This window comes from Lysinibacillus sphaericus (assembly GCF_002982115.1).
Classification (GTDB): domain Bacteria; phylum Bacillota; class Bacilli; order Bacillales_A; family Planococcaceae; genus Lysinibacillus; species Lysinibacillus sphaericus.
Genome location: NZ_CP019980.1, coordinates 2,101,625 through 2,125,251, shown reverse-complemented (window position 1 = coordinate 2,125,251; position 23,627 = coordinate 2,101,625). Strand labels below are relative to the sequence as shown.

General features: G+C 34.5%; 36 protein-coding genes. 15 read left to right on the top strand and 21 right to left on the bottom strand.

What is annotated here, in order from left to right:
• Positions 1-157: 157 nt before the first annotated feature.
• Both LS41612_RS10745 and LS41612_RS10740 read right to left on the bottom strand, forming a co-directional pair.
• Positions 158-1,687 carry a caspase family protein gene (locus tag LS41612_RS10745; RefSeq protein WP_024364723.1) on the bottom strand — a complete coding sequence of 510 codons (1,530 nt, stop codon included), beginning with the start codon at positions 1,685-1,687 and terminating at the stop codon, positions 158-160.
• 182 nt (positions 1,688-1,869) lie between these two features.
• Positions 1,870-2,307: a helix-turn-helix domain-containing protein gene (locus LS41612_RS10740; RefSeq protein ID WP_024364724.1), complete on the bottom strand. Its 438-nt coding sequence runs from the start codon at positions 2,305-2,307 to the stop codon at positions 1,870-1,872.
• Between the two features lie 138 nt (positions 2,308-2,445).
• On the opposite strand from LS41612_RS10740, the gene LS41612_RS10735 reads away from it, so the two are divergent.
• From LS41612_RS10735 to LS41612_RS10725, 3 genes are all read left to right on the top strand, one after another.
• Positions 2,446-2,637 (top strand): hypothetical protein, encoded by a 192-nt coding sequence (locus LS41612_RS10735; RefSeq protein WP_024364725.1) that lies wholly within the window; start codon positions 2,446-2,448, stop codon positions 2,635-2,637.
• A gap of 83 nt (positions 2,638-2,720) precedes the next feature.
• On the top strand, positions 2,721-2,957 hold the full coding sequence (locus tag LS41612_RS10730) for a hypothetical protein (protein WP_024364726.1): 237 nt from the start codon (positions 2,721-2,723) through the stop codon (positions 2,955-2,957).
• Positions 2,958-3,075: 118 nt separating this feature from the next.
• Positions 3,076-3,495, top strand: coding sequence for a DUF3888 domain-containing protein (locus LS41612_RS10725; protein WP_024364727.1), 420 nt, complete (start codon positions 3,076-3,078; stop codon positions 3,493-3,495).
• Between the two features lie 242 nt (positions 3,496-3,737).
• Here LS41612_RS10725 and LS41612_RS10720 read toward each other — a convergent pair whose 3' ends face one another.
• From LS41612_RS10720 to LS41612_RS10695, 6 genes are all read right to left on the bottom strand, one after another.
• A complete protein-coding gene (locus LS41612_RS10720; RefSeq protein ID WP_024364728.1) occupies positions 3,738-3,926 on the bottom strand; it encodes a hypothetical protein in 189 nt (62 codons plus the stop codon).
• A complete protein-coding gene (locus tag LS41612_RS10715; RefSeq protein WP_024364729.1) occupies positions 3,908-4,132 on the bottom strand; it encodes a hypothetical protein in 225 nt (74 codons plus the stop codon). Before LS41612_RS10715 ends, LS41612_RS10720 begins: the two co-directional genes overlap by 19 nt.
• A complete protein-coding gene (locus LS41612_RS10710; protein WP_024364730.1) occupies positions 4,125-4,316 on the bottom strand; it encodes a hypothetical protein in 192 nt (63 codons plus the stop codon). Before LS41612_RS10710 ends, LS41612_RS10715 begins: the two co-directional genes overlap by 8 nt.
• A gap of 68 nt (positions 4,317-4,384) precedes the next feature.
• Complete coding sequence (locus LS41612_RS10705; protein ID WP_024364731.1) at positions 4,385-4,720, bottom strand: hypothetical protein; 336 nt, start codon at positions 4,718-4,720, stop codon at positions 4,385-4,387.
• Between the two features lie 34 nt (positions 4,721-4,754).
• Positions 4,755-5,600, bottom strand: coding sequence for an ATP-binding protein (locus tag LS41612_RS10700; protein WP_029747459.1), 846 nt, complete (start codon positions 5,598-5,600; stop codon positions 4,755-4,757).
• Positions 5,521-6,336, bottom strand: a complete 816-nt coding sequence (locus LS41612_RS10695) for a DnaD domain-containing protein (protein WP_024364732.1) — start codon at positions 6,334-6,336, stop codon at positions 5,521-5,523. Before LS41612_RS10695 ends, LS41612_RS10700 begins: the two co-directional genes overlap by 80 nt.
• 126 nt (positions 6,337-6,462) lie before the next feature.
• Between LS41612_RS10695 and LS41612_RS10690 the strand changes: the two genes are divergently transcribed.
• Positions 6,463-6,867 (top strand): VOC family protein, encoded by a 405-nt coding sequence (locus LS41612_RS10690; RefSeq protein WP_024364733.1) that lies wholly within the window; start codon positions 6,463-6,465, stop codon positions 6,865-6,867.
• 209 nt (positions 6,868-7,076) lie between these two features.
• Here the strand turns inward: LS41612_RS10690 and LS41612_RS10680 are convergent, their stop codons facing one another.
• The 9 genes from LS41612_RS10680 to LS41612_RS10640 form a co-directional block, all read right to left on the bottom strand.
• Complete coding sequence (locus LS41612_RS10680; protein ID WP_024364734.1) at positions 7,077-7,883, bottom strand: phage-derived integrase/recombinase RecT; 807 nt, start codon at positions 7,881-7,883, stop codon at positions 7,077-7,079.
• A gap of 2 nt (positions 7,884-7,885) precedes the next feature.
• The gene (locus tag LS41612_RS10675) at positions 7,886-8,815 is read right to left on the bottom strand and encodes a YqaJ viral recombinase family nuclease (protein WP_024364735.1); all 930 of its coding nucleotides are present in this window, start codon (positions 8,813-8,815) and stop codon (positions 7,886-7,888) included.
• A gap of 69 nt (positions 8,816-8,884) precedes the next feature.
• Positions 8,885-9,109 carry a YqaI family protein gene (locus LS41612_RS10670; RefSeq protein WP_024364736.1) on the bottom strand — a complete coding sequence of 75 codons (225 nt, stop codon included), beginning with the start codon at positions 9,107-9,109 and terminating at the stop codon, positions 8,885-8,887.
• A 192-nt stretch (positions 9,110-9,301) separates the two neighbouring features.
• Positions 9,302-9,436, bottom strand: coding sequence for a hypothetical protein (locus LS41612_RS23695; RefSeq protein WP_255313815.1), 135 nt, complete (start codon positions 9,434-9,436; stop codon positions 9,302-9,304).
• A gap of 60 nt (positions 9,437-9,496) precedes the next feature.
• Positions 9,497-9,724 carry a hypothetical protein gene (locus tag LS41612_RS10660; RefSeq protein ID WP_024364738.1) on the bottom strand — a complete coding sequence of 76 codons (228 nt, stop codon included), beginning with the start codon at positions 9,722-9,724 and terminating at the stop codon, positions 9,497-9,499.
• Positions 9,712-9,978: a helix-turn-helix domain-containing protein gene (locus LS41612_RS10655; protein ID WP_024364739.1), complete on the bottom strand. Its 267-nt coding sequence runs from the start codon at positions 9,976-9,978 to the stop codon at positions 9,712-9,714. The genes LS41612_RS10660 and LS41612_RS10655 overlap by 13 nt, the downstream gene beginning before the upstream one ends.
• A 112-nt stretch (positions 9,979-10,090) precedes the next feature.
• Positions 10,091-10,435: a hypothetical protein gene (locus LS41612_RS10650; RefSeq protein WP_024364740.1), complete on the bottom strand. Its 345-nt coding sequence runs from the start codon at positions 10,433-10,435 to the stop codon at positions 10,091-10,093.
• Positions 10,436-10,450: 15 nt separating this feature from the next.
• Positions 10,451-11,182, bottom strand: a complete 732-nt coding sequence (locus LS41612_RS10645; RefSeq protein ID WP_024364741.1) for an ORF6N domain-containing protein — start codon at positions 11,180-11,182, stop codon at positions 10,451-10,453.
• Positions 11,183-11,322: 140 nt separating this feature from the next.
• Entirely contained in the window at positions 11,323-11,517 is a 195-nt protein-coding gene (locus tag LS41612_RS10640) for a helix-turn-helix transcriptional regulator (RefSeq protein WP_024364742.1), read from the bottom strand.
• Between the two features lie 160 nt (positions 11,518-11,677).
• Here LS41612_RS10640 and LS41612_RS10635 point away from each other — a divergent pair, with 160 nt between their 5' ends.
• From LS41612_RS10635 to LS41612_RS10590, 10 genes are all read left to right on the top strand, one after another.
• The gene (locus LS41612_RS10635) at positions 11,678-12,040 is read left to right on the top strand and encodes a helix-turn-helix domain-containing protein (RefSeq protein WP_024364743.1); all 363 of its coding nucleotides are present in this window, start codon (positions 11,678-11,680) and stop codon (positions 12,038-12,040) included.
• An 89-nt stretch (positions 12,041-12,129) separates the two neighbouring features.
• Positions 12,130-12,501 carry a type II toxin-antitoxin system RelB family anti-toxin gene (locus tag LS41612_RS10630; RefSeq protein WP_024364744.1) on the top strand — a complete coding sequence of 124 codons (372 nt, stop codon included), beginning with the start codon at positions 12,130-12,132 and terminating at the stop codon, positions 12,499-12,501.
• A gap of 109 nt (positions 12,502-12,610) precedes the next feature.
• Positions 12,611-12,973 carry a helix-turn-helix domain-containing protein gene (locus LS41612_RS10625; RefSeq protein WP_024364745.1) on the top strand — a complete coding sequence of 121 codons (363 nt, stop codon included), beginning with the start codon at positions 12,611-12,613 and terminating at the stop codon, positions 12,971-12,973.
• A gap of 134 nt (positions 12,974-13,107) precedes the next feature.
• Positions 13,108-14,205, top strand: a complete 1,098-nt coding sequence (locus LS41612_RS10620) for a type I restriction endonuclease (RefSeq protein ID WP_029747465.1) — start codon at positions 13,108-13,110, stop codon at positions 14,203-14,205.
• A 211-nt stretch (positions 14,206-14,416) separates the two neighbouring features.
• Positions 14,417-15,589 carry a three-Cys-motif partner protein TcmP gene (tcmP, locus tag LS41612_RS10615; RefSeq protein WP_024364747.1) on the top strand — a complete coding sequence of 391 codons (1,173 nt, stop codon included), beginning with the start codon at positions 14,417-14,419 and terminating at the stop codon, positions 15,587-15,589.
• 47 nt (positions 15,590-15,636) lie between these two features.
• On the top strand, positions 15,637-16,371 hold the full coding sequence (locus LS41612_RS10610; protein ID WP_024364748.1) for a DUF5131 family protein: 735 nt from the start codon (positions 15,637-15,639) through the stop codon (positions 16,369-16,371).
• A 56-nt stretch (positions 16,372-16,427) separates the two neighbouring features.
• Positions 16,428-16,919, top strand: a complete 492-nt coding sequence (locus tag LS41612_RS10605) for an ImmA/IrrE family metallo-endopeptidase (protein ID WP_024364749.1) — start codon at positions 16,428-16,430, stop codon at positions 16,917-16,919.
• Positions 16,920-16,977: 58 nt separating this feature from the next.
• Positions 16,978-18,126: a site-specific integrase gene (locus tag LS41612_RS10600; RefSeq protein WP_024364750.1), complete on the top strand. Its 1,149-nt coding sequence runs from the start codon at positions 16,978-16,980 to the stop codon at positions 18,124-18,126.
• 486 nt (positions 18,127-18,612) lie between these two features.
• The gene (locus LS41612_RS23480; RefSeq protein ID WP_024364751.1) at positions 18,613-19,911 is read left to right on the top strand and encodes an Ig-like domain-containing protein; all 1,299 of its coding nucleotides are present in this window, start codon (positions 18,613-18,615) and stop codon (positions 19,909-19,911) included.
• 161 nt (positions 19,912-20,072) lie between these two features.
• Positions 20,073-20,303 carry a hypothetical protein gene (locus tag LS41612_RS10590; protein ID WP_024364752.1) on the top strand — a complete coding sequence of 77 codons (231 nt, stop codon included), beginning with the start codon at positions 20,073-20,075 and terminating at the stop codon, positions 20,301-20,303.
• Between the two features lie 129 nt (positions 20,304-20,432).
• Here LS41612_RS10590 and LS41612_RS10585 read toward each other — a convergent pair whose 3' ends face one another.
• The 4 genes from LS41612_RS10585 to LS41612_RS23320 form a co-directional block, all read right to left on the bottom strand.
• Complete coding sequence (locus LS41612_RS10585; RefSeq protein WP_024364753.1) at positions 20,433-21,122, bottom strand: M15 family metallopeptidase; 690 nt, start codon at positions 21,120-21,122, stop codon at positions 20,433-20,435.
• On the bottom strand, positions 21,119-21,535 hold the full coding sequence (locus LS41612_RS10580) for a phage holin family protein (RefSeq protein ID WP_024364754.1): 417 nt from the start codon (positions 21,533-21,535) through the stop codon (positions 21,119-21,121). The genes LS41612_RS10585 and LS41612_RS10580 overlap by 4 nt, the downstream gene beginning before the upstream one ends.
• A 90-nt stretch (positions 21,536-21,625) precedes the next feature.
• A complete protein-coding gene (locus LS41612_RS10575; RefSeq protein ID WP_024364755.1) occupies positions 21,626-22,348 on the bottom strand; it encodes an SDR family oxidoreductase in 723 nt (240 codons plus the stop codon).
• Between the two features lie 96 nt (positions 22,349-22,444).
• Complete coding sequence (locus LS41612_RS23320) at positions 22,445-22,612, bottom strand: hypothetical protein (protein WP_162832727.1); 168 nt, start codon at positions 22,610-22,612, stop codon at positions 22,445-22,447.
• A gap of 295 nt (positions 22,613-22,907) precedes the next feature.
• On the opposite strand from LS41612_RS23320, the gene LS41612_RS10570 reads away from it, so the two are divergent.
• The gene (locus tag LS41612_RS10570; protein WP_029747468.1) at positions 22,908-23,507 is read left to right on the top strand and encodes a VanZ family protein; all 600 of its coding nucleotides are present in this window, start codon (positions 22,908-22,910) and stop codon (positions 23,505-23,507) included.
• The last annotated feature ends 120 nt before the right edge of the window (positions 23,508-23,627 follow it).

Here is a 23,627-nt window from a genome sequence, read left to right as displayed (position 1 = left end):
AACTAATTATTAAAGCCCCTGCTAGTTTAGAAAAGTAATTATAGTACATATACTTAATAATACGGTTCTCGATAGTGTGACAAAGGTTATAAATATTTAAAATTGTAGTCTATTTTATGAAATCTTTTGTTCTAATAGCTTTTGGGAAATATTTAAATTAAAAGAATTCCGTTAAGGTAACTTCTATATTTGCCAAAGAATCAAGATCGCTATTAAATGATTTAATTGAAGAATTCATACATTGCTTCCGATTATCTACATCCCTAGTATTAACATATTTACTACCATAGTATAGTATAAAGTCAGATAACGTTCCTACCATTCCTACTAATTTATTCATCCATTTTTTTAACCTTTCAGTCGTATAACCTAAATTTACTGATTGATCAATAAGTCGTTCTATTTCAGTAGTATAAGAATCAACAATCGCTATTAGTTCATATTCAAAAATTTTCTTATTAAGAAAATCATGATATTTATTAATTATAATTTGGCCAATATTGATTGCATCTGTTTTTATAGCGTTTGCAAGCTCAAAAATTTCTATATCTGATCTAGTATTTGAATTAATAAAGTTTTTTAAAACAAAATATGAAGTGTTATAAATAAACAATGTCTCACCAAGCAGTTGACTATTTTCAACCTTCTTAAGCCAATGACTTCTATTTTGACTTTTATCTACCCAGACACTTCGACAATAATAATTACTATTTAACATATCTTCTTTAGTAAAACCAAAGTAACAAAAAATATGGCTTACAATTTCCTTAGACAATCTATTATGTAATTTTTCATTATTATAGACTTCGAAGCCAGTAGATAACGATAATATTTCATCAGAAATCATTTTTATTTTGTCTATTGTAAAAGGATATTTTAATAATACTTTTACTGAATATCTTTTATTTCTACCGGAATGAGTATCTTTGACCTCTTCGATTATATAATCATTAAATTCATAATAAACACTTTTAGGTTTATAAGTTTTAGGTTGTGGTTCAATTAAATAAAAATCTCCAATAGTATTTCCGATTTGTACAAATGTTTGCTTATATGCTATTTGCCTCAAACCCATTTCAAAGACTCTTCGAATATAATTTGTAAAATCTCTAATAGTTAAACCATTTTCTATATTGTTCAAGGAAATTTCAAGTGCTTTTGAAAATACTTGGGTAAAAAAACCACCTATACCTTCATATCCATATGCTTTCTCATCATCTTTACATGCACAAAATATTTCTGTTCCTTTTCCTACAATTTCAAACAGATTTTTTTCTATAGATGCTGTTTTAATCTCAATATCAATTTTACCTGCATAACAACAGTCCAGTATTACTAAATTATTCTTACTTCGACTGCTTTCCAATATACCTATTATTTGTTCAGTCTCAATGGAATCATCGCTTAAAAATATTTCATGTTTCCCCCCAGAATTAGTACCACCATGGCCTGAAAAATAAAATATTGCAGTATCTTCGTCTGTAAGAAGGCCTGAAAAATCCAAGAAACTTTTAATAAATTCTTCTTTTTTTATAGAAGTTTTTACGCTATTTAATGTTATAATCTCAGATTGATCTAATTTTAATCTTTCCTTTATAGAAGAAGTTATATTTTTCACATCTACTTCGCAACTTGGTAAATCTGATTCTTTTTCATATTTACTAACTCCACAAATAAAAGCTTTCATAATAATAATTCCTTTCTTACTTTATTACTCCTTTATTATATTTATTCTTTAAAATTGTCTAAAACCCTTTTTAAAAACATACTAGTTTTTTAGACCAACAACCTATTAAAAACCTCATTTATTAAGCTGGCCAATTTGTTGAAGAAACAAAACTTTTAGAAATAAAAGAAGCAGCCTCTCGGCTACTTCAACATTTGTTTCAATATATTGTTTCTGACCCTAAATATCGTAGTACTGGACAATTTCATGTGTCTACCAACAGCTCGCATACTTTCACCATCTAGCAATCTATGAAGCACTTCAATCTCCCTGTCTCCGGTCACTAGTGGAATACGCATTTGCACTTCCGCGATTTTTTGCTCATATTCCATAATACGATAATTTAGTGAATATACACGACGTTGTACTTCTGTAAACACCGGATCACTAGTACCTCCGATTGCCTTTGGTAATGTTGCCTCAATACCATACATTGCTATTTTTGCCCCAATGTAACTATTATTATCAACCTTTGCTACTGGCTTCCGTGCTTCTTCAATAGTTGCAACCATCCAATGATAATTCTTAATCCACTGCAGTAAATCCTCTTTCGTTACTTTAATTTGCCCTTGTTTGCCCATCAGGTTAGCCCCCTTAAGCTGTGGTATAATGCTTCGAGAAGGCTTAAATAGCATAATCCAATTAGAGCTGTAGCGTGTGACGACGCTGCGGCTTTTTCTGTGTTAAAATTTACATAACTTACATATTGAGGTGATTATATGGAAAACAATAAATTAATCTGCAAGTCCTGCGGTGGTAATTCATTTGGCGAAGGTAAACTTGATGGCTATGCTGCCTTAAGACCAGTTAACAGTATTTTCTCTTCAGGATCTCCACTTATTTATACTGTGTGTCAAAATTGCGGAGAAGTAGCTTCAATTAAGGCTGCAAAACCTCAAAAGTTCAAATAGTTTCGTACTGAAGTTGTAGCGTGTGCAAACGCTGCAGCTTTTTTATGGTACAATTTACACAAAATACATAAAGAGGTAATTGAATGGACATATTTTCAGGAATATCTCTTGGTGGAAGTCTGTTATTTTTGATACCACCATTGATTTTACTGCCGGTTGTAATGGTAGTTTGCGTAGCAATCTACAAAACGTTATTCGGAAACATTTTGCCGACAAAGATTTATAATTTCTTTATTGGTCCAATTGCCCTACTCGGTTTCTTTATATGGGCAATCCCTATGAATATGGGATTTTATGAGTTTTTTAGAGCGATATTATAATCGCTCTTACTTCTTAAATTCCTCATGTTGTGCAATAAACTACTGATGAAGCTACATACTTTTAAATGAATCGTTAATAATAAATTTATAAAATTTTTTAAAGAGGTGTATTTTATAAATGAAAAAGGGTTTATCTGCTTTAGTAATATCAATTACTCTTGTTTTATTTTCCCTTCCAAAGACAGGTTTCGGAATAAATGAACCCACTCAAGACTCTAACGAACTTAGAATGCAGGATATGCTTATGATCATGCTTACTCCTTATATTGAAAAAGACTTAACTAGCTATTATTATCCGAAGATTTTCCAGGATATTTCACCACATGTTACTCTATGGAAAATTGAAGTTATTGAAACTAAAAGAGTAAACGGTTTTCGTGGATTTAAATTGCAAATTACATTTGAAATTGAACCTACAGATGGCGGTCAGTATATCCCTGTAGGGAAGGACCGAATGACCTATGAAATATCTTATGGACCCGAGGTTAAATTGATAAATCACACCCACTTAAAAACTTATAAATATCCACCAGAATAGTCAATCGTGTCAATTTAATAACCCTTTTTTGGTGAAACTATTGGCGAACCATTTTAGAATTTGGTTTTTTCATTCTTCATTCTCCTGAACAATATCTTGCCATTACGATGGCACTCTCCGCAGTTTCTCATACTGTTTCCTTCAAAAATCCATTCTTTAAATCTGCTGATAAAACATCTTAAAACTTTCCGTACTTGCTTTTAATGCATTAATAATGTCAATTTGAATACCGTTACATAGTCTCATGAAGCCTTCACTCTTTCAGTAACTGCAATAGCATAATCTAAAGCTTCATCATGTGTGCTAAGCCCTTTCAGCACGCGTAATGCTTCTAGGTTCTGATAAAACCCTATCTCGTTTTCTTTGTACTGATATTTTTTGTAGAGGCCTATGTGTAACACCAACTGATCGATTAAGTATTGTTCACCCATTCCTCGTCCCTCGCTTTAATTTGATTCTCGCTATATGTCAAAATACGCTTAGGCTTCCCGTACTTTTCACCAACCTCATCTCTCGTCATGCCATGCACTAGCCAGCAATGCTTTTTCGTGATGATAGTCCCAATGTGATGACAGCCAGGCACAGGGCATTTCAGCAGTTCTGCATTTGGTGCGTACCATGTGAAATTTTTAGTCATTTGTATAACACACCACCAATTTATTAAAAGCCTTGCGGTCACCTGTTTCCAAAGCGATATCAATAGCAGCAGCTTTGTAATTTTGTTTGTTGAATTCCTCTAGCTCATTCATGAGGTTTTTTAGTTCCCACTCACATCTCGCCTCACGAACCTTGGCTAAAATCTGTTTTAAATCATTATTCATCCATACTCCCTCCTAAATAGCCAAAGCTAATTGATTTTCATCAATTTGTGCATTGTAAATGTTGCAAACTACTCCACCACTAATCTTGTAAAGCATGTTACCAGCTTGGTATTCGCCATCTGCAAAGCAACTTCTTCACCAATGCCAAATTGATTTAAACTTACTGTTTCACCATTAAGCACAAAGCCTCGGCTTAATAATTCGACTCTTTCCAGTGAAACATCGACATGTACATAAGCACTTGCACTTACTTGATAAATGGCATTACATACATTACACGTTATTTCTTCCTGTAAATCGCTTATTTCACCATCGTCTAAGGCTTCGTTCCTGACAAGATTTAAGAAGTCGTCTAGATTAACTTTATGACCACAACCACAATCGATAGATTTGTTGTACCTCATCTGTTCGCCCTCCAATCAAGGGGCTAAGCGCCCCTCACTTTAATCTATAATTCAACCCTAAGTCCTTATCGATATGAATAAAGAACTGCTTACACATCTGATAAAAGCGTGTACCGAGCCCTTCGTCCATTTGAACAATCATTTCATCAAACGTTAGTTCGCTGCTAATAAACACCGGCTTATGATTCATATAACGATAGTTCACAACAGAATAAAGCTGTTTAATTTCCCATTCGCTACCCTGTGGCACTTTAATCCTTTCCCCATCTTTCATTTGCTTTGTAACAGGTTTAAACAAGTCATCGATAAAGAGAATATCGACCTGTTTCATACGGATCATCTTGGCCTCTAGCTTTTCAAAATCTGAACGTAAATCATCGAAGCCTTCCACGAATGGAAAATACAATACTGACTTATGTTTCTCTGTCATCATTAAGTTGGCCAAAGCTATAAGTAAGTGTGTTTTCCCTGATCCTGGTTGACCTAGATAGGCAATACTGTTTTGCTTTGACTTTTGGATTTGTTCAAAATCTGCATAGTATTTAGTAGCCAATAGGTGCATGTCTTGTACTACCTTGGGTGCTCCATTGGTGAAAAAGTTATCAAATGTCATTGCTTTGAATTCTTCTGTGATTTCACTAGCCTTCATCAGCTTGCTAACAATTCTATTTTTCTCGCATTCGCAATCAACCCAAATTTGAAATGATTTACCGTAAGTAATACTGGTTTCATCTTCATCGACTTTCATTTCAAATAATCCGCCTACATCTTTGCACTTTGTACATTCATACTGTTTGTCATTAATCGAAGCTGCTTCTTCGTCCAATAATGCTTGGTACTTTGCTTGTGCCTTTGCTAGTACTTCCTGTATTGGATGCACGTTGTTGAGCCTCCTTTTTCGCTAATAGTTGCATAGATGTTACACCCTCATATCTCCAATTGCGTAATGTACCATTAGCATATTTTTCTTTATCTCTGACTCGTCCATTTAACAGAGCTCGCTCAAACGCTTCAATAACTAGATTTGCATCTTGATAGGTCGATAGATAGTAATCAATATCTTCTCGTAACTTATTGCTAGGCAACTTTTGCAGACGACTGACAAAGAACCCATATAGCCTTTGAGCATGTTGTTTGTCTGTAGTCAGTACTTGGTTATTATCAGTATTTGGTTTATTCAATACTTGGTTATTATCAATACTTAGTAGGGGCGGATTTTCCACTAGTGGTTTTTCCACTTGTGGGTTTTCCATAAGTGGGTTTTCCTCTAATGGCTTTTCCACTGGTGGGATTTCTACTGATGGTTTCTCCTCTTGTTGGATAGGCGCTTCATGGACAATCGTCTCCCAAGCAACGATCCTTTTCGTTTTTTCATCTCTAACTGGTTTACGCTCTACATAGCCGTTATCTTTAAGCTCTTTTAGTCCACTTTTGAACGAATCTTTGCCATCTGTAGCATGCGTAATTAATTCGTCCATATAAAACACCCAATCATCTGGCATTGAAAGCATATAAGCCATAATGCCTTTAGCTTTCCAAGATAGACGGTTGTCATTTAATGCTGTACGATTCATCACTACATAGTTGTTGTTTTTAGCTACTCGGATAATGCCCATTTGCCCTCGCCTCTCCTTAACTCGACCTTTTTTAAAGGTTTTTATTTATTCCTTAAACCAAATTGATATAATATTGTAATGAACTATTTATTTGAACATCATTTATCAACTGAAAAGAGGTAATTTATGAATAAAAGTTTCGTGCATCATTTATGCATCCAAACCAATACATACACCGAATCGTTAAATTTCTATACAGACATACTGGGTTTTAAAGTAGTACAAGAATCACCTGATTTTCACGGACGCAATTTTAATACATGGATTCAATTGGGCGATTTTTATATTGAACTGCAAACTGGAAAACAAAATGAAATACTATGTGACGTAAACACAAATTCCCTGGGTCTAGTTCACTTTTGTTTATGGGTAGAAGATTTAAAATCAGAAGTATCTCGCCTTCATGAATTAGACACTGAATTCTTAATGAAGAATAATGAAATAATTTACCATGTTGAGAATGGTAGCTTATGCAAAATAAAAGCACCTGAAGGAACAATAGTAGAACTTCGTAACAACAAAGGAATTTAATACTTTAATTCCTAACTCTAAATGTCACCTTTACATATCGTTTTTATAAGAACCCCTCTAATCTTTCACAAACCGCAAAACTACCCTTGATTTTGATAATTCGATAGTTTGGATATCTAATCATGTATTGCAACACCAAACGTTTGATTTGATCGTTATCCTTCGCCTGTTGAAAGATCCACGCAGGCAGAAGGACTTTGTGTGGTACGTTACTGTTCAATAATCTTTTCCTCTTGAACTGCTTCTGCTTCAATGATCGAATAATCTGTGACATCAATAACATCACTCATATCCTCTGATACCTCGTTTTTAATCGTTTCATCAGCCTCTACTACCTTCTGCAGCTCGATTGATTTAGGAGAATATTTTAATACTTCTTTTAGTACAGTTTTTTTAGCCATTGCGTCATAGTTAGTTTTCCAAGGGCTTGTCGAACCTTTTTGAACGGCTTGCGAAAACTTTTGAGCATGTTTATCAATACGTTCTCTTGTCCAGTAAACAAAGTCGTATCCGCCATTTTTTAAATGGTACACAGCGTAGTAACCGATTGGTTCGCCTTCTGGATTTGTCGAAGGTACATGGACAAGATCTTTGTGTAATCCGTATGCAAACGAAAATTCATCTTCCTTATACACTTCATGCGCATAAATGGCTTTATATTGACCGCTACGAACAGCTAAATCAATTAAACCTTTATAACCTAACTGGAACTGTACTTGTTTGCCATATGGGATTAAATAAGCTTGTCCTAGCCCTGTATTTGGCTCCACTCCTAGTTGAGCAGATTGCATAAGTGCTGCTAGAAAACTCATTTGGTCACATTCTAGTAGCTTTGGTGTAGCACGAACTGCTGTTAAGGCAATTCGTGCAATACGATCAGCATCCATGTGTTTAGGTAATGCTCGTTGAATTTGAGGACCCATACGCTTTAACAATTTGTTTAATGATTGTTCTGGTGTAAGACCTTGTTGTACTTGACCTTGTATTTGCGCTTTTAAGTCATTTGTAGTTGCCATGTTTAATTCGCCTCCTTAATCGACAAACGGCGAAATAATGATTCATTGCAATATTTCTTATATAGCTCCGGTTGTTCTTCCTTTAATCGCTTGCTATCAATTCGATTAGTTGTAATTGTTTTATAAGTCACTTTAAATCGATTCGAATATCCTTCTACGGCCTCACCAAGCTTTATTTTTAGTTGATTTTCATATTCTTTACGTTGGTTTTCGAGTTGCTTTTCTTCACTTTTTAATGATTCAATCGCCTCAATTAATGTGTTCATCTGCTCATCCAACATAATGGCTGAACCATCATCCTGAGGGAACATTTTGGCTAAAAACTCACTAGCAGATGAACTACCATCAATCGCCGGAGGTACGTTAGCAAGGACATGGTTATGCCAAAAGTCTTTTTCTCGCTCAATCATTAACTCAATAAATTCATCATCACGGGCAACTTCTTTCCACACAAATGTGTTCCCACCAATCAAAACCGCAATATATGCCTTTTCAAATCCAGTGACCGCTAGATAATGTTGCAACTGACAAATATATGCTGCTGGTACTTCGTCACCTTCCCAGGCATCTTTGTTGTACGTAGATGTTGTTTTACATTCGAGGATTGCTCTCTCTCCAACGATTCGGCGGTCTAAGTTAGCTATCATAAATTGAAAATCAGGGTGTCGTAGCATACGATTCACACGCTGTACTTTTTTACGTGTTCGTCTTGCAAATTCTTGTGCAACAATATCTTCTAGTACATTGCCCCAGTACACAAATTCATTGTCGATTTCTTCAACCATTTCAGATGTCTTTTCGATGAATAACTGAAACGCTGACTTCCAGCGATTAAATCCAAGAATTGCTGATGCATCTGAACCACCGATACCGCTTTTACGTAGTTGGAGCCATTCAATACGATCCATCTTTAAAGTAGATACTGCTTCCATTCTTTTAACCTCCTGTGTTAAAATAACGATAATTAATGTTTTTTCTAAGCCACTATTGCGAGTAGTGGTTTATTTTTTTGTGCAAAATGAAGCTTTAAAGTGCTCTTCTAAGTACGTGTGAATGTTATCCATGTGAACAATATCACCGTTCGGAAACTCCATGTAATCGTCATTACTTACTATTAAACTGCCATAAAAATCCCGAAATTCTTTCTCAACCAAGTGATTTGTCGATACTCGATTAACTGTTTCGAGTGTTCCTAATACCATTGGATTCTCAACTTGAAGATTCATGTCCTCACCTTCTTTCTGATGGACTTTCCCATCAAGCAGCTCATAATGTTTCGGCTAACCAGACGAAAGAAGAGGATTATGAACTGCTTGACGAGAGCGAGTTGCGACTCGCAAACGTCGATTATTGTGGTATACTATGTGTAGACAAAACCGCACTGCTGTTTAATCGTTCCCGCGATTAAGCAGCTTTTTTTATTGCCAACAAGCAATAATCACTGGTACACCAATGGCGATGATGATTAGACCGCACTTTACACAAAATGCTTTGTGGTATTGATTGCGACCATCGTCTGGCATGTAGAAGTAATCCACTAACCACTTCACCATCTGTACCACCAATTGCCGACCGACACTAGACGTTGTTGTAACGATAACTTGCTCCATCGTTTAAACTTGAACATCCTGAACCTCCCACTGCTGGATGTGATCTATCACTCTATCTACTTCTGCTAAATCTATTTTTTGATTGGCTTGTAAAGCTTTTAAACTTCTGATGATGTCATAAGCTCTTTCAATTGCTAAGTCGTAATCTTCCATTATTAAATTGAATTCAATTGCTCCTATTGCCCCGTAAATCGCTCTACGATGCTTGATAAGCATAATTACATCCACCATATAAAACCTCCTCCGATAAACGGTAATAATTGATTAATGATTGATAATGCATCCATTCCAAACATCATGGCAGCCGCTGCAACTTGCCCATCCGTAATTTGTATCCACTGCATGAATGTAGGCATATCAATGGTTTTAGTCTCTTTTTCAAACTTAGAAATACACGAACGGCTGCGATGTAGTTTGTCTGCTAGTTCTTGTTGTGTAAGATTGGCTCTTACTCGTAGCGCTTTTAAAATAGCTCCGTATGACATTGGTCTCACCTCCTCTCAATGTTCCAAGGCGGAACAAGGGATAGCAAAAGCAGAACCAATTGTTGTTGATATTCAAGGTAAAATAGTGTCAAGAGGTTGTATGCCCAATCACTTAAGTAAGTACGTAGGGCTTAATTGGTCTTAATGCTTTTAGTGAATGAGGGGCTAACCCTGTATTTAAATCAATCCACTGTGTGTTGGCTTCAACCCATTGAATAAATAAGTGAGAGGGTACTAAAACACCCGCTTCTCGCAATACCGGAAAATCTGCTCTTGCAAGCAACGCTGAAGCCTTTGTATCCGCAATTCGAAGCAATTTTTTTAACTCTTCTTTCGTTAAAAACGGTGGCAACTGTTGAATTTGTACATATGTCCCCTGTAAAGTTGCTTCCATCTCCTCACGAATCATCGTGCGAAACTCAAGCATCATTTTCTCCTTAAAATCCTCGCTAAACATTACCAGCCCTCCAATCTATAGGCTGCTTTGCCCGGCAGCCTCTTCCAATGAAACTTTTCGAGGAATCCAAGAATTGATATATCGTAGCGCTAGTTGTAAATCCTGACGACGAATATCCTTGTAACTGGCTACAGCAAACCGGTCTTTAATTTCACGATATAATTCACGAAAGAGTTTTGGTCGTAGTGTTGTGTCTTGTTCACATTCATAGACTTTTGTCGCTACAGCCTTTTGTACGGCACGTTGCTCACCTGATGTTAAGGTAATTTGCTCTTCTACCTTTTCATTGAGAAGTGACAGTTCTTTACGGATTTCGTGTTGTTCTTTTTTAATCTCCTGCGTATCTTCAACCAAATCTGCAGTAGTACGAAGAACTGTGACAAGCGCTTGGTCTTTTGATAACGGCACAATCTTTTCTTTCATGTTGTAGTACTCGTCCACTAGTTTTTCATAGGCATCCCACGCTCTATCGGTGTTAAGAGATTTTGCGTGTAACCATGCTCCCTTTTCAGTCCAAAGGTATAACGAAGAAGCAAATTTTAGGCTTTCATCATTTTGATGAATGGCTTTAAATTGTTTTAAGTCCTCACCCGAAAGATGAATAAAGTGTTTGCCCTCTTGATACCGACCTTTGTTCCGAGTGAAATTATTCGAAATGACTTTTACATCTGTTTCATAACTTTCAGCCAATTGATTTGTTGTTAGCACACGCTGATTGTCATGTACGATTACTTGTAATGGATTCATAAATAACCTCCTACTTTTTTATAATCCATCCAATCTGCTAAAATATTGGTAGATTGGATGTAAAAATTTATGGCTACTAGAGCAACCATGTCATGCTCCATCCCAAACTTTCCAATTTCTCTTTTAATCAAAGGTAACGTTTAGTTGCATTTAGATTCAAAAAAAACATCTTCAATTGTTGTTGAATAATAAACAGCAATTTTTCTAGCTAATGCTAGAGAAGGAGTTCTAGCATTGTTTTCTATTGCACTTAACATTTGTCTTGTAATATTAAGATCTTTAGCTACCTCTGTTATTGTTTTTTCACCTCGAAGAATAATTAATTTTTCTCTCACTCTCCACCTCTCCTTTGCAACTTTTAGTTACCTTATAATCATAATATAAAGCAACAAAATGTTGCTGTCAAGCATAAATGCTACTTTTAGTTGCACGCAGTAACTTATAGTTGCGTTATAATTAAAATTGTTTAATATTTACTATAAAAGGGGGATTACAATGCTCTCAATTCGATTAAAAGCCCTAAGAACCCAGCAACGTAAGACCCAACAGGAAATGGCTGACTTACTAGGCATCACTAGACAAGGCTATGCAAAATATGAAAATAATTTAGGTGAACCTGACAATTCAACGCTTTCTAAGTTAGCCGATTATTTTGAAGTCAGTACAGACTACCTATTAGGTCGTACAGATAAAATAGCACTCACACCACAAGAAAAAGACGAAGCTTCTTTTCAAGCATTCGCCAACGACCCATCATTACAAAAATGGTACAAGGAACTACCCAAAAATCGTGAAGAAGATTTACAAAAGCTTCGTAAAATGTGGGAGATTTTGAAAGATAATGGTGAGATAAATTAAAGTAACACCAATTTGTATACCATTAAGACACTTCTAGATGTAAAATAATACCTGACTAGTTTATTTACATATGCGAAAGAGGTGTAACCATGCCTAATGTCCCACAAAGACTTAAGGAATTAAGAAAAGAATTCAAATTAACACAAGCTGATATTGCTAAATTCTTGAATATTTCTGAAAGTGCCTATGGTTATTACGAACAAGGTCGCAATGAAATTTCAATAAGTAGCCTACAAAAATTAGCTGAAAAATATGGCGTTAGTGTCGCATATATTTTATGTGAAAGTGACGTTAAAAACCCTCATACTCAATCCATAAATGACGAAACTGAATTCCAAGCATTCGCTAACGATCCTTCATTACAAAAATGGTACAAGGATTTACCGAAGAATCGTGAAGAGGATTTACAGAAATTACGTAAAATGTGGGAGATTTTGAAGGATAATGGTGAGATAAAATAAAGTAACACCAATTGTATATCCGTTATGACACTTCTGTATGTAAAATATTTTTAGAAGGTATATTTTTTTACTTCTATAGTTTATTTACATATGTCAAAGGAGTGATTGAATGTTAGACCACCGCTTGAAGATAGCCAGAAAGGCAAAAAAACTTACACAAGAACAACTTGCGATACAAGTTCAAACCACTAAAGGTACAATTAGTAATTATGAAAATGGCTATAGCACTCCTTCTAATGAAATGCTTGTACTTTTAGCAAAAGCCTTAAATACTACAACAGATTATTTACTTGGTAACACTGATTATGATATACCACTTAACCAAACAGATGAGGAAGCTGAGTTCCAAGCCTTCGCCAACGACCCATCTTTACAAAAATGGTATAAGGATTTACCTAAGAATCGTGAGGAAGATTTACAAAGGCTTCGTAAAATGTGGGAGATTTTGAAGGATAGTGGTGAAATCAAATAAGGACATGCTTGCATGTCCTTTAAAACAACCCCCATTTGTAAAATATATACTATATTGGACTTTAATATTTTTTTATCATTTACCTAGTTATATTTACGCAAGTCAAATGTAACTACATAATTGGAGGGATACATATGGAACAGTTTGTAGAACAATTAAAAAATTTAGCTAAACGTATTGACAGTTTAAAAGATTCAATATCGACAGAGGAAGCTACAAAAACAGCCATAGTGATGCCGTTCTTTCAAATTTTAGGCTACGACATCTTCAACCCATTAGAGTTCAGCCCAGAGTTTACAGCCGACGTTGGTATTAAAAAAGGTGAAAAAGTTGATTACGCGATATTAAGTGATGGCGCCCCTATGATTTTAATTGAGTGTAAGAGCATTGCCGAAAACCTTACAAAACATGACTCTCAATTATTCCGTTATTTCGGTACTACTTCCGCTAAATTTGGCATTCTTACAAACGGTATCGTATACAAATTTTTTACTGATTTAGAAGAGCCAAATAAGATGGATACAACACCTTTCTTTACATTTAACATTTTAGAGCTACGAGATATTCACATCCAAGAAATCGCAAAATTCCGAAAAGAAACGTTTGATCTTGAAAATATTTCAAGTACCGCTTCTGACCTTAAATACTTAAACGCCTTAAAAAGCTATTTATCCGTTCAATTCGATACTCCCGATGAAGAATTCGTAAAATTCCTTGTACATCAAATTTATGATGGTTTAAAAACAAAGAATGCATTAGAAAAATTCACACCAATTATTTCGAAAGGATTAAAACAAATTGTAAACGAAAAGGTAAACGATAAATTAAACGCTGCCCTTAAATCAACTGGAGATAGTAAAGTACGTGTAACCCTTCCGGATCCAAACAATGAAGAAACAAAAGAAGAACCGGTAAAAGACGATGGTATTGTGACAACACCTGAAGAACTTGAATCCTATTCGATTGTAAAGGTAATTCTTAAAGATGCCATAGCACCTGAACGTGTATTCTACCGAGATAATCGAAGTTATTTCAATATTATTATTGATAACAATATCCGAAGATGGATTATTCGCGTATTTTTCGAAAAAAACAGAAACTTTATCGTCCTAAACGACGCAGCTACCGACAAAGAACGCACTGTTCTTGACTTTGTACACCCGATTGATTTACTGAATTACAGTGAACAAATCCTTAATACTGTTCAGGATTATGTAGAAGTGACAAATTAGTTTCAATAAAAATAAATTAATTATTATCTGAACGAAGGACATGCACTAAGTCATGTCCTTTAAAGATAACAATATTGTAAATATTAAACATTTATGTTTTAAATTAAATTAATATTTTATATGTAATATACAAAATCATTTAGACACGATATTTCACAACGGTTAATAATACAAAAATCTAAATATATGCTTTCAAAGAAAGGTGATTTAAATGGTGAATAAATTTTTCGAAGGATTACAAAGTCATAGCAGTGCTAAAATCGAAATTCTTAACCGATATTATATCCCTTGGCTAAGAAAAATTACATTGGGAGAATTTAATAAAAATAATTGTGTAGTAATCGATGGTTTTGCAGGTGAGGGTATTTATGAAGATGGACAACTGGGGTCACCAATCATACTAATAAATGGTGCAAGAGATTTATGTAATCAAAATTTACAATACAGAAGACCATGTCCAAACATAACGATTCTTCTAATCGAAGGCAAAGAGAAAAATTTCAATAATTTAATTCAAAATATCATAGGATATTATGGTGATGCAAATTACAACGAAAATGTTGTAACTTTTGGTCAATATCCCACAATTAGAGTCGTGATTTATAATGATTCTTTTGAAAACGTTATGAATAGCTTTTTAGACCAAGTAAATTCCAACTTAATTCCTTCATTTTGCTTTGTGGATCCGTTCGGCTTTAGCCATACACCTTTTAAACTTTTTCAAAAATACTTGAAAAATAATAAGGCCGAAATATTATTTAACTTTATGTATGAGGAAGTTAATCGTTTCATAACTAGTGATAGAGATCCAAGTCTTGTTGAAACCTATGAAAATTTATTTGGTGTTGAAAACCTAGATGAATTACGAAGTGAAATTAAAGATACAGATGCACAAATACGAAAAGAAGCGATTATCAATTACTACTCAAAACAATTGTTAGGAAAAACAGAAGCAAACTACGTCCTTAACTTTGAATTTAAAAAATCTGGTAGAACTAAGATGTTTCTGGTCCATTCTACTAAGAGTAGACATGGATTAGCTTTGATGAAAGAAGTAATGTGGAAAGTAGATGAAACAGGAGCTTTTTTATACGATGATCGAAAAGACCCCCTTCAAATTCAATTTGAGTTCTTTGATGAGTATACAAAAGAAGAACATGTTAAAAATTTGGCATCTATCATTTACAATGAATTTAAAGGTAATTCATATATACTTTTAAATACAATTGAAAATTTTGTATTAGAGAAAACAATTTATCCTTTAACAAATTATTTTAGACCAGCCATGAAAAATCTCGAAAAAGAAAATTTAATAATTGTAGAGCGTAAAATAGGTGCTAATAAAGGCTCATTTAATGATAAAACGCTTCACATTAAGTTTTAGAACATATATTCGGATTTTATGTTATAATGCAACCAGGAGGGATAACTATGTCAAGTAATAGCAATATCGAATGGACGGAAGCAACTTGGAACCCTGTTACTGGCTGTAGTAAAGTATCGCAAGGTTGTAAAAATTGCTACGCAGAACGAATGGCTAAAAGGTTAGTGGCTATGGGCAATCCCCGTTATATAAACGGTTTTAAGGTTACCTTACATGATGATTTAGTTACTTTACCATATAAATGGGCAAAGCCCCGTAAAGTATTTGTTAACTCAATGTCTGATTTATTTCATGAAGATGTGCCTTTAGAATTCATACAGAGAGTATTTGATACGATGAATGATACTCCTAGACATACATATCAAATATTAACAAAACGTGCTAAACGTTTAAGTGAATTAGCCTCCCACTTAAAATGGGGACCTAATATCTGGATGGGCGTAAGTATAGAAAATGAAAGTGTTTTGGATAGGATTGATTATCTTAGAACTGTTCCAGCCACAGTTAGATTCTTGTCATGCGAACCATTGTTAGGTCCATTAAATAACATGGATATCACTGATATTCACTGGGTTATTGTAGGTGGAGAATCGGGACCACACTCAAGACCAATGGAAGAAGAATGGGTCTGGAATATTAAATTAAATTGCGAAAGAAATAATGTTGCCTTTTTCTTCAAACAATGGGGTGGCGTTCAAAAATTCAGAACTGGAAGGTTATTGAAAGATAAAATTTATGATGAATATCCAAAAACTGAATTATTTAACCCTACTACAAAATAGTAGGGTTTTATTGTAAAACAAACAAGAACAAACGTTCCTTTTATTGAGGTGGTTACATGAACTATAGTCATTTAGAAGATTTCATTAAAGAATTCTACTTTAAAATGAACATCATAACTCCTCCCCTATTGGATTTTAGAGAAATTGCTAAAAATTTAGGTATTAAAGTTTTTTATTGGTCAGAAACTAGTCAAGCGTTATATGCGAACGACCTACCCTACATATTCTTAGATGAATCCCTTACCCAGCAGCAACAATGGCAGGATTTTTGTCATGAGCTTGCACATGTGTTACTACATACCGGGGATCAGTTCTATATGTATCCCCTCTTCCGTGAATACCAAGAATATAAAGCGAATAATTTTATGTATCACGCCTGTATGCCTACCTTTATGTTGGATGAATTACAGCTATATGATTATTTGCCTCAAACTGTGCTAAAACTTCAAGAGTTATTTAATGTTGAATATGAGTTTGCTATGAAGCGTTTAACTCAATACTTAAACAAGCGCTCCTATGTTCCACATTGGAACAGCAGGAAATGTTGAAATTACTGCTTGCTATGGGAAGATAAAAGTATCCGTACTTTCATTTAGAGGTGATTTTATGTTTTGTGAGAGAATCGACAAACATACTTGGCGATGTATTGGAGAAGGTCCTCGTCACCCTATTACAGGCAAACGTAGGCAAGTTACTAGACGTGGTAAAACGAAAAAAGAAGCTGAGGAAAAAGTAAAGCAAGGTGTTGCTGCATTAAAACATCAGTTTACGATTGATCCAGAAATACGTTTTGCAAAATTCTATAACCAATGGCTTACTCTCTATCGTCTGAAAGGAAATAAAGAAACCACTGTTAAATATAGAGAGTACTGTTTATCTGTCCTTAACCGATATTTAGCGGATTACAAATTAATTAATATTACAACGGTTCGCTATCAAAATGTTATTAATGACTTATTTGAAAAAGGCTGCGCGTATTTCACCCTTAGAGGCATTCAAAACACTGCTAAGATGATGTTTAATTATGCGAAAGAAGTTGGTCTTATTGAAATTAATCCAGTAGATGGCGCATTCGTACCAAAAAAGAAAATGACGTTGGAACAAGTGAGTGGTCAAGATGTAAGCCAGTTGTTTTTAGAAGCTGAAGAATTAAAGGAGTTTTTAAGAGAAACAGATCAATATCCTAATATCGCTTATCGCACAGTCATTTATACAATTGCATTTACCGGCATGCGTCCAGGTGAAGCCCTTGCTCTCAAACTTGAAGATGTAGACTTGCACAATAAAACAATTCGAATCAACAAGACTAATTATGCGAAAGGTGATCGAAAAAAGGACTTTGAGTTAACGCCCCCTAAGACAATTGGAAGTGTTCGAATTATTGACATTGATGATATTGTAGTGGAGAAAATTCAAGAACTTATAGCTTTCCGTAAACTAAGCAAATGGCAAGATCATGGGTATGTATTTGGTGAGCAAGATGGCTTCCCTACCACCGTTAAAATGCTTAATAGAGCTGTTAAACGTATTGCTTCAAGAACGAATATTGACAAGCCATTCCGCACATATATTTTACGTCATACTCACATTAGTCTTTTGGCAGAAGCTGAAGTGGACTTGAATTACATTATGAATCGAGTGGGCCATAAAAACTCCGATACGACGACAAAAATTTACCTTCACGTAACAGGTGGCATGCGCGAAAATGCTTCTAAAAAAATGCATGCTAAATTCACCGCCCTATTGAATGATTAAACCTCCAAAAATCCGTTTAACAACAATAAAAGGATAAATGTTGCTGTTTGGTTGCTTTTTTGCAAAATCAGCTTCATTTATCCTCTATAAACGTTGATATATCAAGGTTCTTCCGAAACCTGACCCCTTATATTCGTCGTAAGCATTCATGCTTTTACCCTCTTTCATATGTAATCACAAAGCCCATTATAGCAAGGTTTCTTACGAATGTACAAAAACTTGTTTTCGCCCAAATTCACATGTTTTCGGGAGAAATGTGACTTTTTCGTGACTTTTTCGTGACTTTCGTGACTTTTTTTGTGTAACGAAGTGGCATTGGTTGTGGGTTGTTACACACCTAAAAAATGGATTTATTTCTTAGTATTACATTTTTATTATCAAAAAGTGTCGATTTTTATTATGGTAAATTAAATTATTAATGGTTAAAGTTGTTACTGCAGGGTATTTGGAATAATGCCCTTAGATATTTTGAAGGAGGATACATAAGTGATTAATTTGTTCAAAAAAGGGTTTTTTTATTTAGCTATAACATTCTTAGCCTTTGTTAGTATTGGTTTTGAAAGTGCATCTGCAGCAGACTTCGCTGATTACGAAGAAGGAGTAACAAATTTAAATAATACCCCTGAAAATAGTGCGGTAGTTGGGAGTAGACTTTTAAAACCTGAAATTGGTTGGAAAAGATATGATGTTCCAAACTCTTTGGTAAAATATACAAATATGCATTCATTTTCAAGTTCATCCTTATACAAGGGAACACGTATAGAAGGTACTGCTAAAGATATGAGTTTTACCTTCTTTTTTGAAGGAACTAAATTTATGTTACTTGACTTCATCTATAGTAATAGAGCGACTTTCTCAATCAATATAGATGGTGTTTCAGAATCAGCTTCGGCAAAAGGAGGTGATTCTAGCTCACAGACTGTATTCTACAAAAAAGTAGATTTGCCTTATGGTAAACACAAAGTTCAGATAGATATAACAAACAACATAAAGAATGAGTATTTTGCAATAGACGCTATTGATGTAGATGGATTTTTAATATCTGAGAATGATATTCCTAATACAGACTCCATTACTTTAGACAAAAATAATCTAGAACTATCTGAAGGTGAAGCAAAAAAGCTTACTGCTGTAGTTACTCCAGACAGCGCAAATATTATTTGGACAAGTAGTGATGAAAGTATTGCAACTGTAGATTTAGACGGCAATGTAACTGCTATTAAGGAAGGAATAATTACTGTCACAGCACAACTTGCAAATACAAATCTAACTGCAAACTGCACTGTAACTGTTAAGAAGCAAGGAAGTCTAGAAACTGAATCTATAACATTAGATAGGAATGCACTTGAGCTACTTGAAGGTAGCAAAGATAAATTAACTGCTACAGTTTTACCTGCAGACTCATTAAATAAAAATTTAATTTGGTCAACAAGTGATGAATCTATTGCCACTGTAGACCAGAACGGTAATGTGACTGCCATTAATGAAGGTAAAGCAATTATTACTGCTAAAGTCGAAAATACAAAACTGGTTGCTATTGCTACAGTTATTGTTAAGAAACCAAATAATGAATCTTCTAGTGCTATCCTTAGTATCACACTAGTAAACGGTATTACAAAAGAATATGATGTTACTAATACCGTTTTAAATAATTACTTGAATTGGTTTGAAAGTGCTCAAGGTACTTCAACTTTCAAATTCACAAAAACTATTTCACCTTATAAAAAAGTAACTGAATATATTGTACACGACAAGATTGCTTCATTTGAAGTAAGAGAGTATTAATCAAGAGACCGCCCTCCACAATGATTAAGTGGTAGAGCGGTCTTTCTATTTTATTTATTACGTCTTTGTTGAATCGTAATATACAAACCAATCAAACGATCCGTCGTCATGATTGGACTGGTACCCATAGAGGCAATCCGTATTAAAAAGGAGTAAATTACATGACAGAAAAAGAGTACTTAGAGTTTAAAAGCCTTCTCGAAATGAATGATGAACTGAATTTTTATTATAAAGGTGAGGAATATTGGATAAGTCATAATCGTGGTAAATCCTATCTATCAAGAGTTAAAGATCAGCATTCTCAAGAATTTAATGGTTATGAAGAACTACTTGAAAAAGGAACAATTGAAGGTATGAAAATCTCAGAAATATATCCAGAAATAAAATGGTAAAATAGGTTTTTTGAATACTCAAAACAGCAAGGCTACCAAATGAATTTCATTTGGTAGCCTTTTACATTGAGGCTTTGCTATTTCTATGATTAAAGTCAAAAAGACAAGTACTTTTACTGTGTCTAACTATTATTTATTATTTCTGCGTTTCTCGATTGTGATATATAATCCAATCAAGCGATCCGTTGTCATCACACCACTTTGTAAATCCTTCAAATGTGAAGCATTAATAATACCATCCTTCACAGCCTGAGCAATAAAGTTCTCTGTCTCTGTTCTTATAGCTGGTGAACCTGGATTCCAATTTGTATTTGCCACTTTAACTTCCTCCTTCTTGTCTTTCACAATTAATTGAACTTTCAATTTGCTGTTACTTGGTACGATTACTTGTCCATCTAATTTGTACCCTGTAGGCATCTTCCAATTCGGCTTCACTTCAAAATGTGGTCGGTCAATTCTACGTGCCCAATCACCGCCCCACGTAATACCTAACTTACGAGCTATTGCCCCTATTTTTGTTAATGTATCTACATCATATAAGGGTTTCGGTGGAGCCACGGCAATGTCCCATGCTAAACGTGAAGTATGATTACTCTTTAGAGTCCAAGTCACTGGATAAAGGCGCTTACCCTTGGAGTCATATAATCGAGTTCGCCCCTGCTGATATAAATAATTTTGGCGTGCTTGCGACCTGTATGTTTCCGTGACAAAGATATTATGAATACCTGCTTTATAGCATTCCTGAAAGAGTAATCGGCAGGCTGTTTGCGCCACTGGTAGTAATTCACCTAAATCTCGGCATGTAGTTGTAACACTCATTGTTTATCATCCTTTTTCTCATCGTTATCGATTTGAAGCTGCTTAAAAGCATTCGTTAAAAACTTAGGCACTCTCATTCCTAACTTACCAAGATTCTCAATCATACTGATTCCCTCCATACCAATTAGAAAAAGAATCATGGCATTGCGCATAAAGTTTCCACTCTCTGTTGCTAAGTCCAGTTGTACTGTAGCAATCACCATCAAAATCATGGCCACTTTTTTAAACAGTCCGATTAATGCTTTTCTGCTATCAACGTTTTTCACAACAAACGCAACCATAACGCCTAAAATATAATCAATCGCCATAAAGATAGTGAGTGCTTTGATTAAATGGTCAATGCCACCAACAAAATAAGCGACCCCTGCCACGGAGCCGCCTACAAGTGATGTATATAATGTGTCTGTTTTCATTGGACACCTTCCTTTTTGCATAATAAAAGCCCTCCACAGATGATTGTAGAAGGCTTAAAATCTATTGTAATTTTACTTATTTTGAAACGATCAAGCATTTAAGTCTGTTATTGAAGGGATAGTAATTTCCTTAACACATGAAACTGGTGATAAATTAATCACACATTGCACAATAGATACAATATCTTGTACAGGTATACGTGTACCTTCATATAAATCAATTGCCTTTTCTGCACCTTCTTCATAAGGTACTTCTGCTGCTAGCTCCCCTGGATTAATACAAGTGACAGGAATTTTATCTCCTCTCAAATGTTCACGTAGAGCATTTGTAATGCCTCGTAAGCCGAATTTAGATGCTACAAATGAAACCTGTGAACTATTTGTATGTTCTAAGCCTGCCGTTGAACCAATTAAAATGACTTTTCCATTTTTAGCTTGTCTTAAGTTTGGTAGAAGCGCTTGAATATACGTAATAGTAGAAGTTAGATTTATATTGATTAAGTTGGAAATATCTTCGATTTCATCCTTATCAAATGTATAGTCATCTTCGAAACCACGCTTTTCCCATACGCCAACATTATATATTAATACATCTATTGCAATGTCTTTTAAGGTTTCCTTTAAAGAAGAGATGTGTTGTTGACTTGATAAATCTATTGAAAGCCATTTGCGATTTACACCATCATTAATATCCAAGCTTTCTGGTCGTGTTCTTGACACCATCCATACTGTATCTCCCTCTATGGGTAGACCCTTTACAAAGGCGTCGCCAAGCCCTTGACTTGCTCCAAAAATAATAAAGTCTTTACTCATCCAATCATCCTCTCCAATAACTATCTTTTGATTATTTAAGATAGAAAACAACATAACAATTAAGTCTATTATATTGTAAAATATTATTATTTCACTTCATTCTTTTGACTTAAATTCATAAATTTTCCTATCATTTTCTTGTTCTAGTTTGTGATACACCACTTGGCGCAAATTCGATAGATTTGGTACTTGATTACGTTTATGTGGACGTGCTAGCACATAGTTATACCAGATAGCTACTAGTCCACTCTGTTCATTAAACATTTTGTTCGCCTCCTTCTGATTCCTTTGCAATTAACGAGGAAAGCTCTATAATCGCCCTTTCCTGCTCTGCTAAACGTTGCTCTTGGTTCGCTATATACGTTGACATGCACCCTATTGTTGTATCACGAATATCATTAGTTATATCGCGTTCGCAAGGTTATATATCCTAAACAACGCTTTGGTAGCTTTATATACTTCAATTAACGTAACAGGTTAGTTGACGAGTTATATTTGTTTTATAATGTAAAAATCGGTAAAATAAATATTGACTTTTAAATGTTACAAATAGTGGGAGATGTTAATTGTGCATTCAACATACGTTCTTTACAATATTGTTCCTTTCGGATTTCTAATTTTGCTAGTATATATTTTTATTGATGTATTTCTTGACTATTTTAGAAAAGAAATAAAAAGTAATAAAAAACGAATTATTCTATATAGCTTTATCTTTTACTTAATAAGTTTAATTCAAATTAAAACTGGTGGATTCACGCTCCCTCAAAATCCAGCAGACAATGGTAGAGGATTTATTTCAACGAATGACTGGTTTGGAATATTTGATACGATGCACTTTCATATTTCTATTTTTAGTTATTCAGCTTTATTTTATAATTTTATTTTATTTGTACCATTTGGGATTTTTTTATTACTCCTTTTCAATTTAAAAAGTAACAAAAAAGCAATTTCTATTGTTGTTTTAAGTTGTTTAGTGATACATTTCGCCCATCTTTTACTTGGGCGGTCTGGTTTTACTAAGGGCCACTTTGGTAATATGGATATTTTCTGTTCGTTATTTAATGTTTTGGGTGGGGTCTTAGGAATCTTTTTAGTAAAGTACGCAGTAAATTATATTCACTCATATAAATTAAACACCCAAACAAAAATTGTCGATTAAAATATACACCAAAAAGGCACGAATGTTGTTAAATCAACGTTTTTGCCTTTTCACTTTAACTATTGATTGTACATTTTTTTATACAAATTGCACAAACAGTAGAGCGTCTATACTTACAGA

Excerpts from the sequence above, each read along its gene's own strand:
- LS41612_RS10745 (WP_024364723.1), bottom strand. The coding sequence starts at position 1,687 with ATGAAAGCTTTTATTTGTGGAGTTAGTAAATATGAAAAAGAATCAGAT.
- LS41612_RS10740 (WP_024364724.1), bottom strand. The coding sequence starts at position 2,307 with ATGGGCAAACAAGGGCAAATTAAAGTAACGAAAGAGGATTTACTGCAG.
- LS41612_RS10735 (WP_024364725.1), top strand. The coding sequence starts at position 2,446 with ATGGAAAACAATAAATTAATCTGCAAGTCCTGCGGTGGTAATTCATTT.
- LS41612_RS10730 (WP_024364726.1), top strand. The coding sequence starts at position 2,721 with ATGGACATATTTTCAGGAATATCTCTTGGTGGAAGTCTGTTATTTTTG.
- LS41612_RS10725 (WP_024364727.1), top strand. The coding sequence starts at position 3,076 with ATGAAAAAGGGTTTATCTGCTTTAGTAATATCAATTACTCTTGTTTTA.
- LS41612_RS10720 (WP_024364728.1), bottom strand. The coding sequence starts at position 3,926 with ATGGGTGAACAATACTTAATCGATCAGTTGGTGTTACACATAGGCCTC.
- LS41612_RS10715 (WP_024364729.1), bottom strand. The coding sequence starts at position 4,132 with ATGACTAAAAATTTCACATGGTACGCACCAAATGCAGAACTGCTGAAA.
- LS41612_RS10710 (WP_024364730.1), bottom strand. The coding sequence starts at position 4,316 with ATGAATAATGATTTAAAACAGATTTTAGCCAAGGTTCGTGAGGCGAGA.
- LS41612_RS10705 (WP_024364731.1), bottom strand. The coding sequence starts at position 4,720 with ATGAGGTACAACAAATCTATCGATTGTGGTTGTGGTCATAAAGTTAAT.
- LS41612_RS10695 (WP_024364732.1), bottom strand. The coding sequence starts at position 6,336 with ATGGGCATTATCCGAGTAGCTAAAAACAACAACTATGTAGTGATGAAT.
- LS41612_RS10690 (WP_024364733.1), top strand. The coding sequence starts at position 6,463 with ATGAATAAAAGTTTCGTGCATCATTTATGCATCCAAACCAATACATAC.
- LS41612_RS10680 (WP_024364734.1), bottom strand. The coding sequence starts at position 7,883 with ATGGCAACTACAAATGACTTAAAAGCGCAAATACAAGGTCAAGTACAA.
- LS41612_RS10675 (WP_024364735.1), bottom strand. The coding sequence starts at position 8,815 with ATGGAAGCAGTATCTACTTTAAAGATGGATCGTATTGAATGGCTCCAA.
- LS41612_RS10670 (WP_024364736.1), bottom strand. The coding sequence starts at position 9,109 with ATGAATCTTCAAGTTGAGAATCCAATGGTATTAGGAACACTCGAAACA.
- LS41612_RS23695 (WP_255313815.1), bottom strand. The coding sequence starts at position 9,436 with ATGGTGAAGTGGTTAGTGGATTACTTCTACATGCCAGACGATGGTCGC.
- LS41612_RS10660 (WP_024364738.1), bottom strand. The coding sequence starts at position 9,724 with ATGGTGGATGTAATTATGCTTATCAAGCATCGTAGAGCGATTTACGGG.
- LS41612_RS10655 (WP_024364739.1), bottom strand. The coding sequence starts at position 9,978 with ATGTCATACGGAGCTATTTTAAAAGCGCTACGAGTAAGAGCCAATCTT.
- LS41612_RS10650 (WP_024364740.1), bottom strand. The coding sequence starts at position 10,435 with ATGTTTAGCGAGGATTTTAAGGAGAAAATGATGCTTGAGTTTCGCACG.
- LS41612_RS10645 (WP_024364741.1), bottom strand. The coding sequence starts at position 11,182 with ATGAATCCATTACAAGTAATCGTACATGACAATCAGCGTGTGCTAACA.
- LS41612_RS10635 (WP_024364743.1), top strand. The coding sequence starts at position 11,678 with ATGCTCTCAATTCGATTAAAAGCCCTAAGAACCCAGCAACGTAAGACC.
- LS41612_RS10630 (WP_024364744.1), top strand. The coding sequence starts at position 12,130 with ATGCCTAATGTCCCACAAAGACTTAAGGAATTAAGAAAAGAATTCAAA.
- LS41612_RS10625 (WP_024364745.1), top strand. The coding sequence starts at position 12,611 with ATGTTAGACCACCGCTTGAAGATAGCCAGAAAGGCAAAAAAACTTACA.
- LS41612_RS10620 (WP_029747465.1), top strand. The coding sequence starts at position 13,108 with ATGGAACAGTTTGTAGAACAATTAAAAAATTTAGCTAAACGTATTGAC.
- tcmP (WP_024364747.1), top strand. The coding sequence starts at position 14,417 with ATGGTGAATAAATTTTTCGAAGGATTACAAAGTCATAGCAGTGCTAAA.
- LS41612_RS10610 (WP_024364748.1), top strand. The coding sequence starts at position 15,637 with ATGTCAAGTAATAGCAATATCGAATGGACGGAAGCAACTTGGAACCCT.
- LS41612_RS10605 (WP_024364749.1), top strand. The coding sequence starts at position 16,428 with ATGAACTATAGTCATTTAGAAGATTTCATTAAAGAATTCTACTTTAAA.
- LS41612_RS10600 (WP_024364750.1), top strand. The coding sequence starts at position 16,978 with ATGTTTTGTGAGAGAATCGACAAACATACTTGGCGATGTATTGGAGAA.
- LS41612_RS10590 (WP_024364752.1), top strand. The coding sequence starts at position 20,073 with ATGACAGAAAAAGAGTACTTAGAGTTTAAAAGCCTTCTCGAAATGAAT.
- LS41612_RS10585 (WP_024364753.1), bottom strand. The coding sequence starts at position 21,122 with ATGAGTGTTACAACTACATGCCGAGATTTAGGTGAATTACTACCAGTG.
- LS41612_RS10580 (WP_024364754.1), bottom strand. The coding sequence starts at position 21,535 with ATGAAAACAGACACATTATATACATCACTTGTAGGCGGCTCCGTGGCA.
- LS41612_RS10575 (WP_024364755.1), bottom strand. The coding sequence starts at position 22,348 with ATGAGTAAAGACTTTATTATTTTTGGAGCAAGTCAAGGGCTTGGCGAC.
- LS41612_RS23320 (WP_162832727.1), bottom strand. The coding sequence starts at position 22,612 with ATGTTTAATGAACAGAGTGGACTAGTAGCTATCTGGTATAACTATGTG.
- LS41612_RS10570 (WP_029747468.1), top strand. The coding sequence starts at position 22,908 with ATGTTAATTGTGCATTCAACATACGTTCTTTACAATATTGTTCCTTTC.